Source organism: Chryseobacterium salviniae, from assembly GCF_035819015.1.
Lineage (GTDB): Bacteria > Bacteroidota > Bacteroidia > Flavobacteriales > Weeksellaceae > Chryseobacterium > Chryseobacterium salviniae.
Genome location: NZ_JAYLAA010000037.1, coordinates 30,678 through 50,856, shown reverse-complemented (window position 1 = coordinate 50,856; position 20,179 = coordinate 30,678). Strand labels below are relative to the sequence as shown.

8 protein-coding genes are annotated in these 20,179 nt (G+C 36.8%); 6 read left to right on the top strand and 2 right to left on the bottom strand.

Annotated features, from left to right (window positions below; translation table 11 throughout):
* Positions 1 to 2 precede the first annotated feature (2 nt).
* From SOP96_RS08895 to SOP96_RS08880, 4 genes are all read left to right on the top strand, one after another.
* Entirely contained in the window at positions 3 to 10,340 is a 10,338-nt protein-coding gene (locus SOP96_RS08895; RefSeq protein ID WP_326320629.1) for a SpvB/TcaC N-terminal domain-containing protein, read from the top strand.
* Positions 10,340 to 10,750, top strand: coding sequence for a hypothetical protein (locus SOP96_RS08890; protein ID WP_326320628.1), 411 nt, complete (start codon positions 10,340 to 10,342; stop codon positions 10,748 to 10,750). Before SOP96_RS08895 ends, SOP96_RS08890 begins: the two co-directional genes overlap by 1 nt.
* Positions 10,751 to 10,926: 176 nt before the next feature.
* The gene (locus tag SOP96_RS08885) at positions 10,927 to 11,373 is read left to right on the top strand and encodes a hypothetical protein (protein WP_326320627.1); all 447 of its coding nucleotides are present in this window, start codon (positions 10,927 to 10,929) and stop codon (positions 11,371 to 11,373) included.
* Between the two features lie 282 nt (positions 11,374 to 11,655).
* On the top strand, positions 11,656 to 12,057 hold the full coding sequence (locus SOP96_RS08880) for a hypothetical protein (RefSeq protein WP_326320626.1): 402 nt from the start codon (positions 11,656 to 11,658) through the stop codon (positions 12,055 to 12,057).
* Positions 12,058 to 12,436: 379 nt separating this feature from the next.
* Here the strand turns inward: SOP96_RS08880 and SOP96_RS08875 are convergent, their stop codons facing one another.
* Positions 12,437 to 12,829: a RidA family protein gene (locus SOP96_RS08875; RefSeq protein WP_326320625.1), complete on the bottom strand. Its 393-nt coding sequence runs from the start codon at positions 12,827 to 12,829 to the stop codon at positions 12,437 to 12,439.
* A 120-nt stretch (positions 12,830 to 12,949) separates the two neighbouring features.
* Complete coding sequence (locus tag SOP96_RS08870; protein ID WP_326320624.1) at positions 12,950 to 13,513, bottom strand: Crp/Fnr family transcriptional regulator; 564 nt, start codon at positions 13,511 to 13,513, stop codon at positions 12,950 to 12,952.
* 1,140 nt (positions 13,514 to 14,653) lie between these two features.
* Here SOP96_RS08870 and SOP96_RS08865 point away from each other — a divergent pair.
* The gene (locus SOP96_RS08865; protein WP_326320623.1) at positions 14,654 to 18,607 is read left to right on the top strand and encodes a DUF5977 domain-containing protein; all 3,954 of its coding nucleotides are present in this window, start codon (positions 14,654 to 14,656) and stop codon (positions 18,605 to 18,607) included.
* A gap of 12 nt (positions 18,608 to 18,619) precedes the next feature.
* Positions 18,620 to 20,176, top strand: a complete 1,557-nt coding sequence (locus SOP96_RS08860; RefSeq protein WP_326320622.1) for a T9SS type A sorting domain-containing protein — start codon at positions 18,620 to 18,622, stop codon at positions 20,174 to 20,176.
* The last annotated feature ends 3 nt before the right edge of the window (positions 20,177 to 20,179 follow it).

Sequence of the window (20,179 nt, the reverse complement as noted above, 5' to 3'; positions counted from 1 at the left end):
TCATGAAAATACGACTCAATAGACTTCCTTTTACCAAAAGGTCGGTGCTGCTTATTTGCTTTTTTGCAAGCATGTTTCTATTTGCAAGCCTGCCGAAAGAAAACAGGCAAAAAATAAGAGAATTCAAACTTAAAATGGTGGAAAAATATTTTCCGCATAAAGAAGAGGTTTTTGCGGAGGGAACAGAGCCTGAAACAAAAGAATTGCTCAAAAAAAATGCAATGCCAGACAAGGTTGGAAATGCTGCAGATATTATGCAGTTTGAAACAGGGTTTTCTAATGCTGTTGCAGACCCGCCGGAAATTTCGGCACAATTTGAATCTATAGAAAAGCAAGGCCTTATCGGTGAGTTTTCAGAAGAAGACACCGACAATCCTTCAGATAACTTTTTTACCATCAATATTCCGGAAATAAAGAACTCTTCTTCAAAAGTATTTTTGCAGTATGAATTGTTTGGGCTGGATAGCTATCATTCTGTATCCCGTTCCATTAACAGGAACATTGCGTTTGGTGGAAATATCATTGTTCCATCAAATAAATGGAGTACCCAGAAGGAACAGATCAGCATCAATGCTCTGCAAAATGGGAAGAACAGCATTCTATTTACGTCTTCTATCGGTGGGATTAAATACAAGATAAAGAATGTAAAGATAATCTTTGAAAAAGCGGATCGTTCAGCAGAGACAATATCGGCTTTGTTGTCAGGTAATCAATTATATCTTAAAGGAGTTGGGAGCGCCTCTTCGAAAAATTTACTTCAAATCAATAATGCACCCGTTTCACGGATAAAAGATGAGTTTGAAGCGGTTATCAATTTAACTGAAGAAGATAAGGCGAAAGGTTTTGTGTCGTTAGCAAACGGCGCTGAAATTAAGCAATATAAAATTCCGCAAAATACCACATCTTTTAAAACCATCGCAGACGAAAAATTCAGTCCTGTAACAATTGAGTTAGGAAAAGATTCTGAGTTTACAAAAAATTATGAAGGGACAACGATTAATGTAGAAAAAAATTCAGTTGTAGAATCTGCAGCTATTCAGGTTTTAAAGCTCAGAAAAAAGGATTTTCCTGCGATTATCGGAGAAATTAAAAATATGACACCCAATGCATATGCATATCGCTTCAAGAAAATTTCAGGCGTATTAACAAAAAAAATAAAGCTGTCTATACCGTATGATGACAAAAAGCTGGGTGCCAGATCAGCAAAAGAACTGAAAGCTTTCTATTTTGATTATGCTTCTAAAAAATGGAAAGTAGATCCCACAGGAAAAGTGGATCCTGAAAATAAAGTGATAACTGTTGAAGGAGACGGTGATACAGATTATATCAATGGGATTATTTCTGTTCCTGAATCTTCTCAGCTTGAAGCGTTTACCCCAACAAGCATCAGCGGCCTCAAAGCAGCAGATCCAACAGCTGGGCTACAACTAATGGGTGTTCCTACAGCTACTCAAAAAGGTGATGCTTCTGCAAATTATCCCATCAGAGTACCAAGCGGTATCGGAGGATTGCAGCCCTCCTTGTCTATAGGTTATAGCAGCGGTGGCGGCAACGGATGGATGGGAGATGGCTGGAGCATCAGCGGTGTTTCTGCAATAACCGTCGATACACGTTGGGGTACACCAGAATTCGACGGAGCCGGTGAAACAGAATTATATTCATTGGACGGAGAAATGCTTGTTTATCCCAATTCATATCTTCCGCACAGACATAATGATGTTAATGAAAATAATACGGCAATCACAACAGACCGTCAGCAAAGAACCGATTTCAATACTAATGGAGTTAAACAGTTTTACCTGAGAAAAAACCATGATTTCAGTTTAATTGAAAGAATAGGAACAAGCCCGGGTAACTACACCTGGAAAGTAACATCTACGGACGGAACGAAGAGTTATTACGGAGGTTCACCGGATTCTATGCTTTCCGGATCAGGAGGCCTTGTGCACTGGGGCCTGAGAATGGTTGAAGACGCTCACGGAAATACAATGGAATTTACCTACTATAATGAGGGAGCCAGTGGTGGAAGGTTTTTCCAGATCAAAAAAGTTGCTTACGGTAAAAATAAAGATTACACGGTAAATTTTAACAGACAGGCCTCTGTTACCAGAAAAGATATTAATATCAATGCTAAGCAAGGATTTGCAAAATCGGAACCTTACCTGTTGGATAACATTGAAGTTAAATATAAAACAGAGCTTGTAAGAACTTATAAGATGGATTATATGGATGGGGAGTTTTTCAAAACACTTCTGAAACGCATCTATATTGTCCCTCATAATCCGTGTTCAACCACATTAGCAAGCAAACAGGAAAATAACAGCGATAATAATACTGCCAAAAGTGAAAGAGAAGATATTGATGACGGAAGCGGCGGAAACGGTGGTACCAGCGGTGGTATTGAGCCCACCTGTAATGAAATTACTGATAGCTACACATTTGATTACTATAATGACGTGCGTGACGGCCAGGGAAATATGAGAATATACGGCCCGGATACCCATATCGGTTTACAAAATGATAAAACAACCTATCCGGGTATTGTAAGCGGTTTAATTACCCCATCAAAAATTAATGGAAATATCAGTTCAGAAAAAGGCCTGAATTTCAGAATTGCAGCCGGATTGAATTTTTATTATCCTTCTAATGACGGTTATGGCCATTTAATGTTTGGTTTTCCATTTGGATATTCCAATGCCGAAGCCAGAAATGCACAGCAGCTGATTGATTTTAATGGCGATGGTATTCAGGATATGATATACAGAGTGCCTGATGAAGGGCTTTTTCTAAGAACCGGTTATCTTAATGCGTCGGGGAATTTAGGCTTTAATTCTTCGCTGCCAATTGGGAATTATAGTGGAGACTTCTCATTTACAGAGACTAAAACCAGCAATTACGGCTGGGATATGGGAGCAATTATATACAGTAAATCCCAAATCAGTTCTTCTTCCACAAGTACCACCAAAACATACCTTATCGATGCCAATTCAGACGGTCTTACGGATATTGTGAATAATGGTGAAGTGTGGTTTAACAGATTTGACAGAAATACGGGTAAATCTGAAATGACTAAGCACTCTGAGCATACAGAAAATATGATTGTAAAGGCGAAAGCTGTGCAAAATCCTTTGAGTGCGTGCCCGGACCCTAAGAGATGTCCGCAGGACCCCGTACTTCCGCCCGTTCCTATTACGGATGTGGTAAAAGTATGGGTAGCTCCAAAAGATGGTTATGTGAGATTTACGGATACGGTAACATTGTCAGCATATGGCCAGCTGCAGTCTCCTCCGCAGAAAATGTATTATTCTGTTGAAATACTTAATCCTGTACCTACCGGAAATCCTCCTACCTATAACAACGGAAGAATTTATTTATCCGAAGTTGTTGCAGGAGCGATGACGCAAAATATTTATATTGAAAGGTACAATGATTATTTAAGCCAGATTCAGACTCTTCCCCAGAATGGAGTTAACAGCCATAATGGTATCAATAGCAGCAACAGGCTTTTTGTGAAAAGTGGCGATAAGATTTATGTAAGGCTGCATAAAAATACAGACCAGAATTATCAGGTAAGCTCAAATCCCCTTATTACTTATGTAGATCCGAATACAGGTACTCCAATTAATAATGATTACGGATTGTCGCAGGATCAGTTTCAATTAAATAACGGCAGTTACGGAAGCAATATGTTGTTAAATAATATATCAGCGCCTATTTACTTTGATGCTGACGGAACTGCATCAATTGAAATACCGAGCTTGCATTTTTCTTATTTAACAGATAAAGTTACATTCAGGGTGTATACCGAAAATGCTGTCGGAACAATTACCGATCTGATTACCCCGGAAGTGTATGATTCGGCGAACCTTACAACGACAGCGCATTCTATTAATTTAACGACCAGTGCAGCCGATCCGGTACACTTAAAGTTTGTGGTAGAATCTGATTCACATACTAATTTTTACAATGTCAACTGGAATGGTCAAATTTCGGTAGAATATCAGGCATCTACAAGTTACAACCCAAACATATTTGTTCACCATATACCGGTTCCTGAATATCCTTCATTTGTGGTTACACAGCTAAGCAATAAGCTCCACGTGAACCAGCTGCCAAACCCGGGAATTTCTGGGACGCACAATTTTGGAATCCAGATTAACAAGAATATCTCGAATTTTTCCGGTCTTGGGACAGGGTCTTTCTATTATATTATAAAAAAAGGGAATGACATCTTGGCTAAGCGTAAAATAACGATATCAGCCAGCAATAATCTTATTGAAGAACACGATATGTCCAATGGGCAGTTAATTAGTGGCCTGTCGCCGGTTGCGTTTTATACGGGAGATCCGGCATCCGGAAATAGCAATGATCTGATAACCGTTCAGGTATATACAAAAACAGGTGGTGACTTTGCACTGTACAATAATTATAATGCTCAATTTCTGGGAAAACCGTTTGTAGTATATTATGATTCTGTAAATGTTTATTCCAACACCTCTGCAACAGCAGTTAATACTGCAATGTATAATACCAAATCTGTTTTTTATAATAACTGGGGTCAGTTCCTGTATCAGCCGGGCAGCTTTAGTGATTACACTTATGGCCCAACTATACAGACAACTGCATTTGCATCCAGTGTCACTACTCAAAACACATACCCACAGTGTCAGGGTATCACCAATAATGCAGATTTAGCACAATGTATACTTAATGCAACGAGTAATCCTAATGCGGGTAATAATACAGTATCTAATACGGTTGCTATTATGAAGCCAAGCTTGGTACAGGCAAGAAATGGCTTCAGGAGATATTGGGTTGGAGTAGGGCCTAATCAGTTTTCTGCTGAATTGGGTTTCAATAATGATGAAACAGTTAGCTACTTCAGCAATCCTGTTCCTGTTTTGCCACCGGTAAATCCCGTTACTTACACGTCAGGTCAGCTATCTGTTGATACAACGATGAAGGGGATTAACAAGGTAAACAAAAGTGGTTCCTACAACAATACAGAAGGTCTGAGTTATGGAATGGGTAGCGCCGGTAATTCTGTTACTCAGCTTTCCGGAATAGGCAGTGTGGAAACCCAGACGTTTTCCGATCTTAATGGAGACGGATATCCGGATGTTGTATATCCTCAATCCGTTCAGTTTACCAATTCTACCGGAAGTTTAAATAATATGCTTGTTCTCGATTCGGGTGATTTCCCTACGAGATCAAACAGTTATCAGAAAGTGAATTCTTTAGGATTTTCCTACAATGCGTTTTCGGCAACAGGAAGAATTAAATCACAAGGAAGTTTGGGAACAAGCACGCAGCCCGATACCGGGATGCCATGGTCGGCAGGAGCTTCTGTGAGTGCCGGAGTAAATAACTATTACGATTCATATGATTCAGGTAAAACCTTTTGGATGGATCTTAATGGTGACGGTCTTCCGGACAGGATTAGAGATGGAGATTCGCAATACATGGCTTATGCCTTAAATTTGGGAAAAAGCCTGAGCAGTTATTCATCTTATGAAAACCTGATCACTTACCGTTCCAGACCTAAAGGCAGCTTCAGCCTTGGAATAGGAGCTTCACTTGGAGGTTCTGCAAACCTGAGTGCATTAAGCAGCTTTGGGTTCGGTATCAGTGCGAGTGCAGGTGCATCGGCATCTACCGGAACTGCCGAAACAGTATATGAAGACATAAACGGAGACGGATTGATTGATATTCTTGAGGTGAATAACTCCAATAATTCATCAACGGTAAGATATAATCTGGGAAGCAAATTTGATACCCCGACACCGCTTCTTAAGTCTTCAGGATCAATTGATTTTACCGATGAAACAAGATCATTTAACGGTTCTTTTTCATTTGGAGGAACTTATATGTTCAATATAGGGCCAATAACGCTCATTCCGCCAATTGTAGTGTTAATTCTCTGGATTAAAGCAGGAGGAGGAGCTACCGCCAATGTGGGCCTCAATGTTTCTGAGACCAGAAAAGCATTCAAGGATATGAATGGTGACGGTTATGCTGATCTGGTGGTTGATAACAACAGTGGTTTTACGGTAAACTATTCACAGGTAGGCAGAACCAATAAACTGAAATCAATTACCAATACCATTTCAAAAGGAAGATATAATTTAGATTACGAATTTTCAAGAGCAAATTACGATAGCCCGCATGCAAAACTGGTCGTTAATAAAATAACTGTGGCAGAACCCGATGTATTTTCTCAAAATTATACCACAGACCAGGGTAACAAAATGGAAACCAGATATTCTTTCGGCAAGAGAAAATATGACAGAAGAGAAAGAGATGATTTCGGTTTTGAGATCGTTACAAAACAAGAAATGAATGGTGGTTCAACAGAAAGAACCTCTACTGATTATTATTACAATAATAGTTATCTGATGAATGGAATGCCGAAGAAAAGCATTGTAACAGATGGCAGCGGAAATATGATTTCTGAAACCAATTTTGAATATAAACTGCAAAGATTCATCAACAATACATCGCAAATAGATTTAAATTCAGACTTGGGTACAAATTATGACACTGGTGGTAGGGAAGGTAGAAAGATGGCGAGAGCACTCCTTTACAAGAAAACCAGGACAGTACATGAGTCAGGTGGAAGCATTGCTGTTGAAGAACGATTTAAATATACTCCAAAAGGATTAATTTCAAATTATCAATACAGCAGTCCTTCTACAAGTTACAATACCAATATGTCTTATATGTCATTGAACAATAATATCATCCTCACTTCAGAAGTGGATGTTTACGAAGGTACCGGAACCGGAACATTGTTAAGACAAAGAAGAATTGGTGCTGTAAACCAATATAATGGAGATATAGGGCAATATATAACTTACGACGGAACTGATGATTTAATAACAAATGTAGAATATTATCCTTCAGGAAACATCAGAAAAATAACGTATCCGCCAAATAGCCTCAACCAAAGGTATTGGATTGAATATACTTATGACGATGCAGTTACCGGTAAGTATATAACAATGGTAAAAGATGTGCATAATATTCAGTCTACATCCACATACAATCCGCTGTTTGATGTCGTGACAAGAAAAGTAGATACCGGTGGTAATGCAATGGTATTTTATTATGACGGTTTCGGAAGAACTTCTTCCATCATGGGCCCTAATGAAATCGCAAGCAATTCTACCGTTCCAACGGTTAAATATAAGTACTGGACAGATCACGCCGGAATTCCGAATAACAATACTGCGGTTAAAATTTACCGTGCTTCAACATCAAATTTTGACCCGGAATATGCCAGTACAAATAATACGATTATGACGGATACCTATGCTGACTTTTTAGGAAGAGTAGTGCAGGTGAAAAAAGATATTGAGATTGATGGTTATGAGAGACGTTCCATTTCCGGCCCGGCGGTTTATGATATGCTCGGAAGAACAACAAGACAATACCATCCGAAATATGAAATCACGGGTAATAATAATCTTTATTTGAATGGCTTCAACGGACCAAACACTTCTCAAACCTATGATAGCAGAGATAGAGTAATTACGGCTACTGATGAAGATGGTAATACGCAGACAACTCATTATGCGATCACAAATAATTTACTGAAAACAACAGTAGAATTTATAGATCAGAAAACCGAATCTTACACCAATGCCGAAGGTAAACCGGTTCAGAAAGACGATTATTTATACAGTCAGCCGCTTTCAACAACGTTTAAGTATAACAGTATAGGTGAGTTGACCTATGTTCAGGACCCTGAAGGAATGGTAACGAGATATTCATACAATCTTGCAGGTAAACGTATCCAGCAACGCCATCCGGATAAAGGAACAACAACGTATCAGTATGACAAGGCAGGCAATATCAGCAGAATGACCACGGATAATTTACTGAATGATCCTACCATCAGTTCAAATTATATAGAGTACCTCTATAACTACAACAGATTGGAGAAAATAATGTTGCCCGACCTTCCAAACGGAAACAGCAACCCCAACAACGTAAGCTATTCATATGGTTTGTCCACAGCAGGAAATAATGCAGGTAAAATGACTGCAAAATATGATGGTTCCGGAGATACGTATTATAAATATGGAAGAATGGGGGAGATTATCTCAGAAACGAGAACGGTACGCGGTGATCATATTCCGGAAATGTACTTCAAAACCTATTTCAATTATGACAGCTGGAATCGAGTAACTAAAATTAAATATCCGGATGATGAAATTGTTTCATACCATTATGACAAAGGGGGTAATTTAAAATATGTTAACAATAATTACGGTGAAACTCTCATAGAAAATATCAACTATGATTACTATGGACAGCGATTGAAGTTTAAAAACGGAAACGGTGCAACACAGTATTATGGCTATAATTACCAAAACAGAAGACTGGATAAGTATTTCCTGATGGATAATTCGAATCAGATGATGCTGAATAATACCTATAAATACGATCAGTTTTCCAATATCACCATGATTCAGAATCAGGCTGAACCTTTGGCAAACGGCTTAGGAGGTGCATTCCAATTTAGTCTTAGTTATGATACACTCAATAGGTTAATAGGAACAGAAACAAGACAGGTTATTATTCGTGATAAAGAAGAACAACCCATGCCAATAAGCTCCTATGTACCGTCAACCTATCATTTAAGGATGGAGTATAATAACTCAGGAGGTATTGTTATAAAGCAACAGCACCATGAAAGAGATCAAAATGTAGTACCGGAAAATACGTACGAGAATAAATACGAGTATATCCCTGAAACACATAAAGTGAGCGTAGTAAATGATACCCAGACAGGAAACTATGATGCATTCGAATATGATTACAACGGAAATGCAACAATCCATGCGGATCCAAACGGCACAAAACGAATGTTCTGGGATGAGCAGGACCGCCTGAAAGCATTTTACAATGACGGGAATGGTATCTATCAGTATTACACCTATGATGATAAGGGAGAGCGTGTTATAAAATACGGGCTTGAAATTCCTACACAATTGTATCAGAACGGAGCGCCGGTCGAGATTAATGAGCTGAAACTATTTGAATATAAGCTCTATCCAAACCCTTATGTAACGGTAAGTTCAACAGGACAATACACCAAACATTATTTCGAAGGTTCAAGAAGATTTGCCAGCAGATTGATGGATGGAGCCAATCGCTTTGAAGATCCTTCAGTGCTTTATACCAACCGTACGGCAGACGAGAAACCCGCAGAAAAACCGGCAGATGTAAAATCGGATTTCGAAAAATATCTCGAAAAATCAGGTCTTGGAGATGAGGTGTCAATAGAATTGAGAGAAAGGCCATGGCAGACCGGTTTGTATTATTTACATGGCGATCATTTGGGAACGGCAACGTTCGTAACTAATTCGCAATCGGACGCAACACAATATTTTGTAAATTTACCCTTCGGAGAGACCATGTATGAAAGAATGGATGGATCATATGATAATCCGTACAAGTTTAATGCGAAAGAATTGGATGAAGACACGGGCCTTTACTACTACGGAGCAAGATATTACAATCCGAGATTGAGTATTTGGTATGGGGTGGATCCATTGGCGGAAAAGATGCCAAGCTGGTCACCTTACAATTATACTTTTGATAATCCGATTAAATATATTGATCCTGACGGTAAAAGTCCAGTAGATATTATTTTTAACCTTTATGATGTATCTTCCGGAAAATATAAAGAGTATGCGAGAATTAAATCTGAAAAATATAATATGAGTGTTAATATCTCCGCACCATACCCTTTTCACGGAATATCATTAGCCCCTGATACATCTCAAAGAAGAACCTACGGGAATTATAGAGGAATTTCTGGAAAATATAAATTTGACGAATTGGCATCATTACATGGGGATCCGGATGCATTATCAATAGGCCTGGGAGGAAATATTTCAGGAGGTGCTGGATTTGGTTTAAGTGTTTCAGTAGCTTTAATGCTTAAAGGTCCGGATGCTGGGAAAGCAGGACTATATGGTACTGCCAATAATTTGGAAGGTTTTGAAGCATCAGCTGGTATTCAAGCAAGTTTTATGTTCTCAGATATTTCTTTGAAAGAATTTAGACTAAATACATTGGAAGGTTATGCTGAGGGAGTTCAAGGCGGAGGAGGCCCTGTAGGAGTTTCTATGTTTAAAAGTTATGATGGTGAATATAAGAGCAAAGGAGGTTGGTTCTCTGGTAAGACATTTCAGAAAAAGTCTTTGCTTTATCATGGATACAGCTATGGATTAGGAGTTGGGCCAGAAGATGTTTCAGCATCAGCATCAGCCTTTTCTGGTGATACTAAATATCTTGGAGAAGTTACAAATATTATAAAGTCTAAATAATGAAAAGAAAATATTGTTTTTTTATCTTAATGATTTTTTTATCATTTATTTTGATAGAATGTAAAAACGCTCCTGTTGAATGTAATACTTCAGTTATTCAAATTGAAAACAGATGGCACGATGATAATGGTGGAATACATTTTCTGGATGTAAAGGCTAAGAAAGATAGAATATTTATTTGTAGTAGAATTAATAATTTTCAAAAAGGCAAAGATGTGAGGATAGCTTACAGTTACGGTGATATAGATATATATTTAAATGGTAGAAAAATTCAAGCCATTTTTACTTATCGAAACGGAGTTGTATATCGGGTAGGAGTTGGTAAGTATGTCTATGATGAAGCTTTAACCAAGCGAATATTGAAACTACTAAATATAAGCAAGCGATGTTGGGGAGAAGATTGTCAGTAATTTTAGAAAAAGAATTTAATCTTAATTTCCTCTCTGCCTCACGAATCCTTTTGCGGGGTAGTTTGGACCGCATTTTTCTTGAATTACTTTTGGTGAAATTATATAAGGTATTATAATTTCAGGACAATCAGAAATGTAATTTGCTGAAAAATTGATACAAGATTAAAAATAAACATATGAAATATTTAAGATTTATCATATTATTTATAGTCTTCATTGCAATTGTAATGTATGTATCTTCAAATGGATCAGACAAATCTGAAAGCAAGAATAAAGTTTTAGATAATAATGTTAGTTTTGCTGGAAACGTAACTGATGTTAAACAGTCCAACAATCATGCATTTGGTATTATAACTTTAAATCTCACTAAAAGCAATGTTAAAGATTTTAATGGGCAATTACAAGATGGGATATATCCTTATAGAATTCTGGGAAACACGGCTGATTTGTATACCATTATACCTGATGGAATTCAGATTGGGGATAGCGTAAGTTTAAAATCAAATGAAAAAAACTGCCATTATTATTATGTTAAAACAAAACAGAAGTCTGAAGGTTATGTGTGGGTAATCACAGAACCAACTGATATAAAATTTGTCAAAGAAAATTCTATTTTTAGATAGCGTTTCTGTAATAGTTAGAATATTTATTTACTATTCCAAAAATGAAATTAGAAAGAATGGCTTGGATTTATAATCTGAGCCTTTTCTAATATAGTCATCATATATTTGAAAAGGCATATTAAATAAAACTAACGAAGATATAATAAAAAAATGTGAAAGTGGATTATTTGATGAGCTGAAAAATTATCGGGATAAAGGAAATAATATGATTGAAGTACAAGTTAAATATCCTAGTAAAGAGCATGTAACTAATGGAGGGACTAAAAAGCAAAATTAAATATAATGAGAAAATCAATCATATTCTGCTTGTTGATACCAATAGCTATATTGTCAAGCTGTACGATAAACAAAACAAAAGATTTGTACATTGATAAAGAGGAAGTTTTGAGAGTGGAAATAAAAATTAATGATTTTACTATTCCACTTGATTCAGTGTTAATAAAAGATTTTATTGACGATTTTAATAAATGTAAACATGATCATTCTGTTAAATCAGTTGTCTATAATTTAGATTTGAATATTTATAAAAAGAACGACGATATTTTATATTTTAAATCAAATGGTAACAACGAATATGTCAACAAATCAAAAATTTTTGAATGTAAAGAAAATTTGATTCTTAAATATTGGAAAATAAACGAGGAGAATATCCCTTTACTTAAACCTCCAAAAAGCTTAAAATAGTATAATTAAATTATTTATTTCATAATTAAGATTCTTGTAATTCCTGAAAAATGATACAAGATTACAATAATACATATGAAATATTTAAAATGAATTCGTCAATACTTAATCTGTTTTACAGTTATTCAATTTGATTGTAACTGTCAGATTAAGTATTGACTCATTCACATTACAGAGAGCTCAAAAGAGCTCCATTACTTCGGTAATAGGTCCGGCTTATGGTTTTTTAATAGATTCTCAGGATGACAAAAGCGTAATTTTTTAAATCTTTATGTTATAATGTATCTATAAACCTTCGATTAATATTAGAAACCATATTTATCCTTTTTAATATTATTTTAATGATAATGATGGATTCATTTATTAAATATGGAGCATCCTATTTTACCACAGTAGCTTCCAGCTCTACATTCAGGGTTTCATTCAGCTTAACAACCTGTAAGAGTGTGACTGTCTGTTTCATTCCATGCCTGGCTACGAAATCCTGAAACAGATCGAAACAATTATTGATGAACTCATCAGATGACGTTGAATAAACCGTAAGCCTTACAATATTTTTGGCTTCATAGCCTGCTTCATCAATTACTTTCTCAAGGTTCTGTATAGCTAAAGCGAGCTGAGTCCGCATATCTGCATTGCTGGATGTCCCATCAGGGTGCACCGCAGCCTGTCCCGAAACATATAGCGTACCCTGTACATTTTTTACTTCAACAGCCTGTACATAACTAAGCTGATTTTGCCATTCCCATGGACTGAATTCTTTTTTTTCCATTTTTTAATCTTTATTTTACAACATCCTTAAATGTATTGATCAATCATTTAATTTGTAAAGCAAAGTTCATAAGAAATGAAATAAATTCTTTGTGACAAATCTCACAATTCCGCTGAGCTGTTACGTCTTAAGCCTGCTGAGTGTTTCCCTGCTTACACCAAGATATGAGGCAATCATGGTATGCGGAACGCGCTGGAAAAGCTTCGGATATCTGTGCAACAGCTTGTCATAACGCTCTTTGGCATTGGTGCTGATTAATTCCAGAATCCGCTGCTGGGAACTGATATGTCCTTTATTAGCCTTTTGTAAAAAAAAGTAAGTTATTTTAGGAATGTTGCTGCATAGCGCATTATAGCTGCTCAGGGACATGCGGAGAACCTGTGTATCTTCAAGGGCCTGCAGAGACATTGTTGCGGGCAGCTGATTAAAAAAAGCATAATAATCCCCTTCCCACCAGTCTTCCATCGCAAAAGCTACCACATGCTGCCTGCCCAGATGGTCTTCATAATCAAGCTTTAACAGACCTTTCACCACCCAGAAGGCATATTCCACCCTTTCACCTGTCCTGATCAGAAAATCCCGCTTTTTAACATTAATTACTGAAAAATGAGACAGTATCTCATTGAATTCATCATCTGTTAATGCAATGACCTTTTCTATATGTGCTCTGAATAACTTCTCCATATATTACTCATTTCAGTCTGAATATTTTTCATATTGTCTCTTGGACGATTATTTTATTCATCAGTAAAATTATGTAAATTATTCTATAGAACATTCCATTTGAAATCGGGCAATGCATCCACCAACTTTTTGAATTCAGTAATAATATCTTTTCGTTTTACTGTATTTCCGTTTAGTTTAACATTTTTCGCAGTAATATCCAGCGAAGCAAATCCACGTTATTTTTATTTAAGCACTTATAACATATTTTTCTATGATCGGCCTGTCGCTGGTTTCATCCCAAATTAATTTCCAATTTTCTGTTTCAATAACATTAATTTCTTTTTGGCTTTCTTTTTCTCTGGTTGCAGATGTACCTGAAAACGTATATCAAATCGATTTCTTTCAGTTTCCTCGTAAAATATTAACGAGAAATTTGTTTGTTACTTATTGACCATAGAAGTAATAAAATAAAGGGCACCAACTATCTTTAGTTGGTGCCGTTTTCGTTTGTACCAGGACCGAAGAGATATCGAAACATTGGTGGAAGATTTGGAAAGAATTATAGAATTAAATAATTCTGCCATTTGACCTTGATAGGACTATTTTCAAATCATTTATTACAAGATATGGATGACATTTTGAAGGTGCTACTGGTATTTAAGTTATAAAAACGAAATCAGAAAATTTTTATCTATATATGATAATTTTCTGATAAATAAAAACATATCATAATATCTTCTTCTCATAAAAAGCCTTATAAAAATTAATTAGTACATTAAATATATAGTTGCCTATTTTAAATTCAACTTAATTATAAATTAACAAACCTAGGTAATTTAAATTAATGTATTATTGTTGTATAGTTCAAGAATATTATATCTATTTGTTTTACAGCTTTTTTAATGTTGTAAAATTGATTTGTTATGTTTAGTATGGCCTTTCCATATTACCTTTCTATTACACCAATATTTTTAAATCATTAACTTTTGAAATATTCTTTTTTCACGTTTTTTTATGCTATAAATTCGTTCGATAAAATTAATCTGTCCCTTTTTAATTAATGCAATAATCCGTAGGAAGGCTTCTATGCTCTACCGGAGTTTTATGTTAAAATAAGGAATTTTAATTTAAGATAGAATATATGAAATAAAACAGACCATGAAACAAAAGGTATTATTACCACTAATTTTAACATTACTTAGCATTAATAAGGCCTATTCACAAGAGGTACCAAAAGTAATGCCCCCTTCCCCCAATGCTTCTGCATTAGCCCAGTACGCTAATCAGCCAGTTAGTAATTATACGGGCGTTCCTACTATTTCTATACCATTATACAGCGTAAAGTCAGGGGAAATAGAACTACCAATTTCAGTAAGCTATCACGCTTCTGGAATAAAAGTTTCCCAAGAAGCCGGTTTGGTGGGGCTTGGTTGGGCATTCAATGCCGGCGGCGCTATTACCAGATCTGTTAATGGGGTAGATGATCTGGATTCTTTTAAAGGTTATGTTACTCTTACCGATTTACCTTCTGCAAATAACGACAATGTAATAATAGATGATGGCTCACAATATTACAATGATTACAAGGAAATTAATACGGGAGCAAGAGACGCTAAGCCTGATATCCTTTATTATAATTTTGGTGGAGAAACAGGAAAGATGATTTTCGAAAAAAGGCAGCCCAATACTAATAAAATAAAAGGAATACCTCTTAAGCAAACCAATTCTACATTTGTTTATGACTTTGATACCAAACAATGGGAAGTAACGGACGGTAACGGCTGGAAGTATTATTTCACGGTAAGAGAAATTTCACGAGGTTATAGCGCTTCCGATGATCGCGCAGCCCCTGCCTATCTCGTTGATGACCTGCAGCGATCTGAATCGTTTGACAGATTAGACCCAAGTATCAATTATGACGAATACATCTCCGCATGGTATATCAGTAAAATAGTCACTCCAAAAGATGACTCGATTATTTTTGAATATGACGCGAGTGCAGGGCGTAAAAGTATCAGCCAGCTTAGCTTCTATGAACAGGAAAGTTATTACGGTAATCCTCTCATTAATTATGGGAAATCATGGTATGGAAACTTTCTTGAAAAAAAGAACAGTATATCGGTGAGTATGACAGCATCGGATAACATTAATTTGACTAAGATCAGGTTTAAAAACGGATATATTGACTTTCACACCAGCGATAGGGAAGATCAGCGTCCCGCCAACAATTTCGGTACTTATTCTCCAAAGCCTCAAAAATTGGACTCTTTTGAAGTTTTTAATGGAAATGGGGAATCAATCAAGAAAGTTGAATTCGGATACAGTTACTTTGGCGACTCTTATTCCGGGAAGAATAAAGAAAATTATTGGAGGCTAAAATTAAATCGTGTTCAAGAGTCATTTTACGATAATAGTACGGCTACCTATAAAGGGAATCCGCCTTATACTTTTACCTATAGCCCCGTTTTGTTTCCCGATAAGACTTCAGCTTCAATAGATCATTGGGGATATTTTAACGGATCTGATAATGACCATCTTATGTGGTATGATGATGTGACACAATATTTAAACGGACAAGGCCCTATTTTGGAACAAAGCCCAAACCCATCATATTTTTCCAAAACCTATCAAAGTTTTACCCCTGCTCAATTAGAATATGGATTCACTGCAAATGGTCAACGTTTTCCTTTTCTGGATGGGGGCTATAGAGAGAGTGATCCGATTTACATGAAGGCTGGGATCCTGACTCAGATCAATTACCCTACGGGGGGAGCAACTAGATTTACCTATGAGCCCAATAAATATAATAATGGGGATTCAGATGTTTACAATTATGAGACCGGCTCATCTTCAGTATATGCTGACGGAGATAGTTCGACAGACGAGGTTAGCAGTTTTTATCTTAGTAATTATACACGTGTTAAAATTAATTGCAATATTTTTAACACAGGCCAATCCAGTACATTGTATGGTATAAAAGCTTTGATACAAGATTCTGATGGTACAGACATTATACGTTTTACTCCCAGTGTCAATTCTTTCAGCAGAAGTATCCAGGCAGTGTTACCTCCTGGTCTTTATTACATCAAAGCCAATACCTATGCTCCAACGCAAAGTCTGACAATAAGTATTTTCGTTAATTTTTTGAATAAGACTCTGACGACAGGTGGAGTTGTCGGAGGAGGATTAAGAATTTTAAAACAGGAAAGCTTAGATAAAGACGGAAGCGTAAAATTAAGCAGAAATTACAGCTATACTCTAGATAATTCTGCTTGGACTTCAGGAGTGCCAATGAGCGATATCCAGCATATTTATAGAGATGGTGGATCAAGTGAGTACACGAACGAATCTCCGGCTTTTAGAAATGTGGTAGTTTGTTCTTCAGAAAATAATACACCATTAAGCTCATCAGCGCAAGGTAATTATGTCGGATACTCCCAAGTTACTGTTTCCGATGTGGATCAATCAGGAAATACGCTGGGCAGATCTGTTTATTCATATTCGAATAATCCTGATGAGGAAGGAGGCAGCCACCTGCCTGGCATGCCTATTAAACCGCATATGGATAATGGAAACTTATTAAAAGAAGAATATTATAATGCCAGCAATATCCGGTTAAAAGTCATTGAAAACAGTTATGAAAAGGATGTTTCCACATTAAAAGTAATTAAGGGAATCTTCACAAAAACTGTATTGAAAGACCCTCCCAATTCATCTCCCAGCCGACCTTTTTACGCAAGGCTTTACCGTTTGTATTCAGAATGGTGGCATCCTAAGCAGACCATTGAGACGAATTATGATATGAATGGGAATAATCCTTTAGTGACAACAACAAATTACAGCTATGAGAACCCGCTTCATAAGAATGTAACGAAGATAACTACTACGCGAAGTACCGGAGAGATTGAAATAATCAGGAATAAATATGCTCAGGATCTATCTTCGGGTATTGATGAAACACAGGCAACCATAACAGCCGGGATGGCCGCACAAAATAATATCAATCCTGTTATACAGACAGAGGTAACCGTTGACGGAAAACTGGTTAAAGGAAACATTAACAATTTTAGAGTCAAAAATTATCTGGATCAAAATAATGTTTCCAGAAGCATGTACCTGCCTAATAATGTGAAAACTTTAAAAATAGGAACTGCAAGCGATTATGACAAAAGGGTTGATTTTGTAGATTACGGGAGTTATGGAAATATAACAGAAGCCAGGAAAAGCGACGGGATACATTCTGTATATATATGGGGATATAAGGAAGAATATCCTGTAGCAAAAGTGGATAACACTACGTTGTCTGCAGTTGAAGCCGTCTTAACAGCTACAGAGTTAGCGAATATTAAGAACGGAATGTATGACGAGGCAACAATGATCTCGGTTTTAAACAAAATACGAATCGCTTTGCCTGATGCCTTGGTAACAACATATACATATAGTCCTTTAGTGGGAGTGACAAGTATCACTCCGCCTTCTGGTGTTATTGAATATTACAAGTATGATTTTCAAAATAGATTAGAAAGAATTGTCGATATAAACGGTAAGATTTTAAAAGAGTTTAAGTATGCCTATGCGCCGGTCACTTCTAGTACTTTTTACAATTCCTATCAAGACAAAACATTTACACGTAATAATTGTGGAACAAGTGGAATCGGGAATCTATATATTTATTCGGTTCCAGCTGGTACCTATTCTTCAGATTTAAGTCTTTTGGCAGCAAACCAAAAAGCGTTAGATGATATTAACGCAAACGGGCAGAATGCGGCCAATACGAATGGAACCTGTACTCCGATATCTTGTAGCCTTTCATTTAATACCTCCCAGGGTATAGCTGGTGGTGGAAGTATTAGTGTTTCTAATGGTACGAATTATAAAGTTTCTTTTGGATTCTCCAGCGGTTCAAATTCTACTAACTTGCCTTGGAATACCGGAGTGAAGTTGGCAACAATTGTGGGAACCTGTAAACCTATAGCAGAATACTCATCGTATAATGGCCAGGTATATTACACTATTCAAACAAATGGCGATGTAATTATAAAGACACATTTAGGAACTATCCCTCCCAATAATACATCATATAGTTACGATTTATTTTTCCCAATCCAGTAAAAACCAGCTAAGATGCAAAAAATATTTATGGGTGCATTTTTTATATGTACATCTTTAAGTGTATGCGGACAGGAAGTTCTATGGCAGAAAGACATCAAATCCTCTACACAGGATTTTCTAAGCCAAGTGACTCAAACGGTGGATCTTCAGTATTTGATTACAGGAAGCTCCATACAGTCCCAAAAACTTACAACGGACAATAAACAGAACAACGGTTACGATTTCCACATGGTGAAGCTCAACCAGCAAGGCGAAGAAGTCTGGGAAAAATACTTTGCAGGAAAAAACCATGATTACCTTTCTGCTTCCCTGTCCACTCAGGATGGAGGCTTTGTCATAGTAGGAACTTCCTATTCAGGAAAAGGACTCGATAAAAAAGATGATTCCAAAGGTGGAGCAGATATCTGGCTCATCAGAATCAATGAATTCGGAGACGAATTATGGCAGAAAACCATAGGCAGTACCTTCCATGAAGAAGCCAGATCCGTGATCCAAACCACTGACTTAGGATTCTTTGTCGCAGGAAACGTCCAGAACTCAGCACAAGGTTACGGTTCCAAAGATGTTCTCATCGTCAAACTGGACAAAAACGGAAAAGAACTTTCCCAACTCATTCTCGGTGGAAAAGGCTTAGACGAAGTAGAGAAAATGATTCCTACCAAAGATGGAGGAGTTTTATTAGGAATCTATTCCAGAAGCAATCAGGGAGGATCAAAAAACACCGAAAACTATGGAGAAGGCGATTACTGGATCATTAAGCTTAACAAAGACGGTAAAGTAGAATGGGAAAAGAACTATGGAGGAAAAGGAGACGATCACCTAAGCACCATAGCGATGACCACCTCAGGGTTTATTATAGGAGGAGAAAGTCGCTCCGAGCGATCAGGCAATAAAACCTTAGGCATTGAAGAAGGCACAGATCTTTGGCTAATCTCCCTAAATGAAAGAGGTGAAGAAATCTGGCAGAAATCGTACAACTTTAAAAACAGAGATGTCTTAATGGGAATGCATGTCATCTTAGGACAAAATCAGAGAGAAAAAAATAAAGACCTTACCAAAGGAATCTTACTCGGAGGCTATACCCAGGCAGAAGGAAGAATAGAAACTGATGATGAAACCTTCTGGATGCTGTATATCGATGAGAACGGTAATGAACAGTGGAGGAAACATGTCAAAGGAGAATCCAGAAAAAAGGAAGAACGATTATCAGATATTAAATTAAATAGAGACGGTTCCATTATTCTTGCAGGAACCAGTGCAGAAGAACCCGGTAAAGAAAATTGGAAGATCGTAAAGATCGGAGATCAGCAGGTTGATCTGTTGATCGAGAAACAAGATATCAGGATCTATCCAAACCCTGTATCAGACTACGCCTATGTAGAAATTGGCTTTAATTTCAATGAAGCGGATATCATCATGTATGATATGTCAGGAAGACAGCTTCAGAGCTTAAAAACTAAGAACAAGGTAACGAAGGTCAATACTCAGCCTTTGATTCAAGGAGCTTACCTGATTACCATAAAGACGGATACCAATAAAACGGCGAGTGCTAAATTGATAAAAAAATAAGCA

Excerpts from the sequence above, each read along its gene's own strand:
- SOP96_RS08885 (WP_326320627.1), top strand. The coding sequence starts at position 10,927 with ATGAAATATTTAAGATTTATCATATTATTTATAGTCTTCATTGCAATT.
- SOP96_RS08865 (WP_326320623.1), top strand. The coding sequence starts at position 14,654 with ATGAAACAAAAGGTATTATTACCACTAATTTTAACATTACTTAGCATT.
- SOP96_RS08875 (WP_326320625.1), bottom strand. The coding sequence starts at position 12,829 with ATGGAAAAAAAAGAATTCAGTCCATGGGAATGGCAAAATCAGCTTAGT.
- SOP96_RS08890 (WP_326320628.1), top strand. The coding sequence starts at position 10,340 with ATGAAAAGAAAATATTGTTTTTTTATCTTAATGATTTTTTTATCATTT.
- SOP96_RS08880 (WP_326320626.1), top strand. The coding sequence starts at position 11,656 with ATGAGAAAATCAATCATATTCTGCTTGTTGATACCAATAGCTATATTG.
- SOP96_RS08860 (WP_326320622.1), top strand. The coding sequence starts at position 18,620 with ATGCAAAAAATATTTATGGGTGCATTTTTTATATGTACATCTTTAAGT.
- SOP96_RS08870 (WP_326320624.1), bottom strand. The coding sequence starts at position 13,513 with ATGGAGAAGTTATTCAGAGCACATATAGAAAAGGTCATTGCATTAACA.
- SOP96_RS08895 (WP_326320629.1), top strand. The coding sequence starts at position 3 with ATGAAAATACGACTCAATAGACTTCCTTTTACCAAAAGGTCGGTGCTG.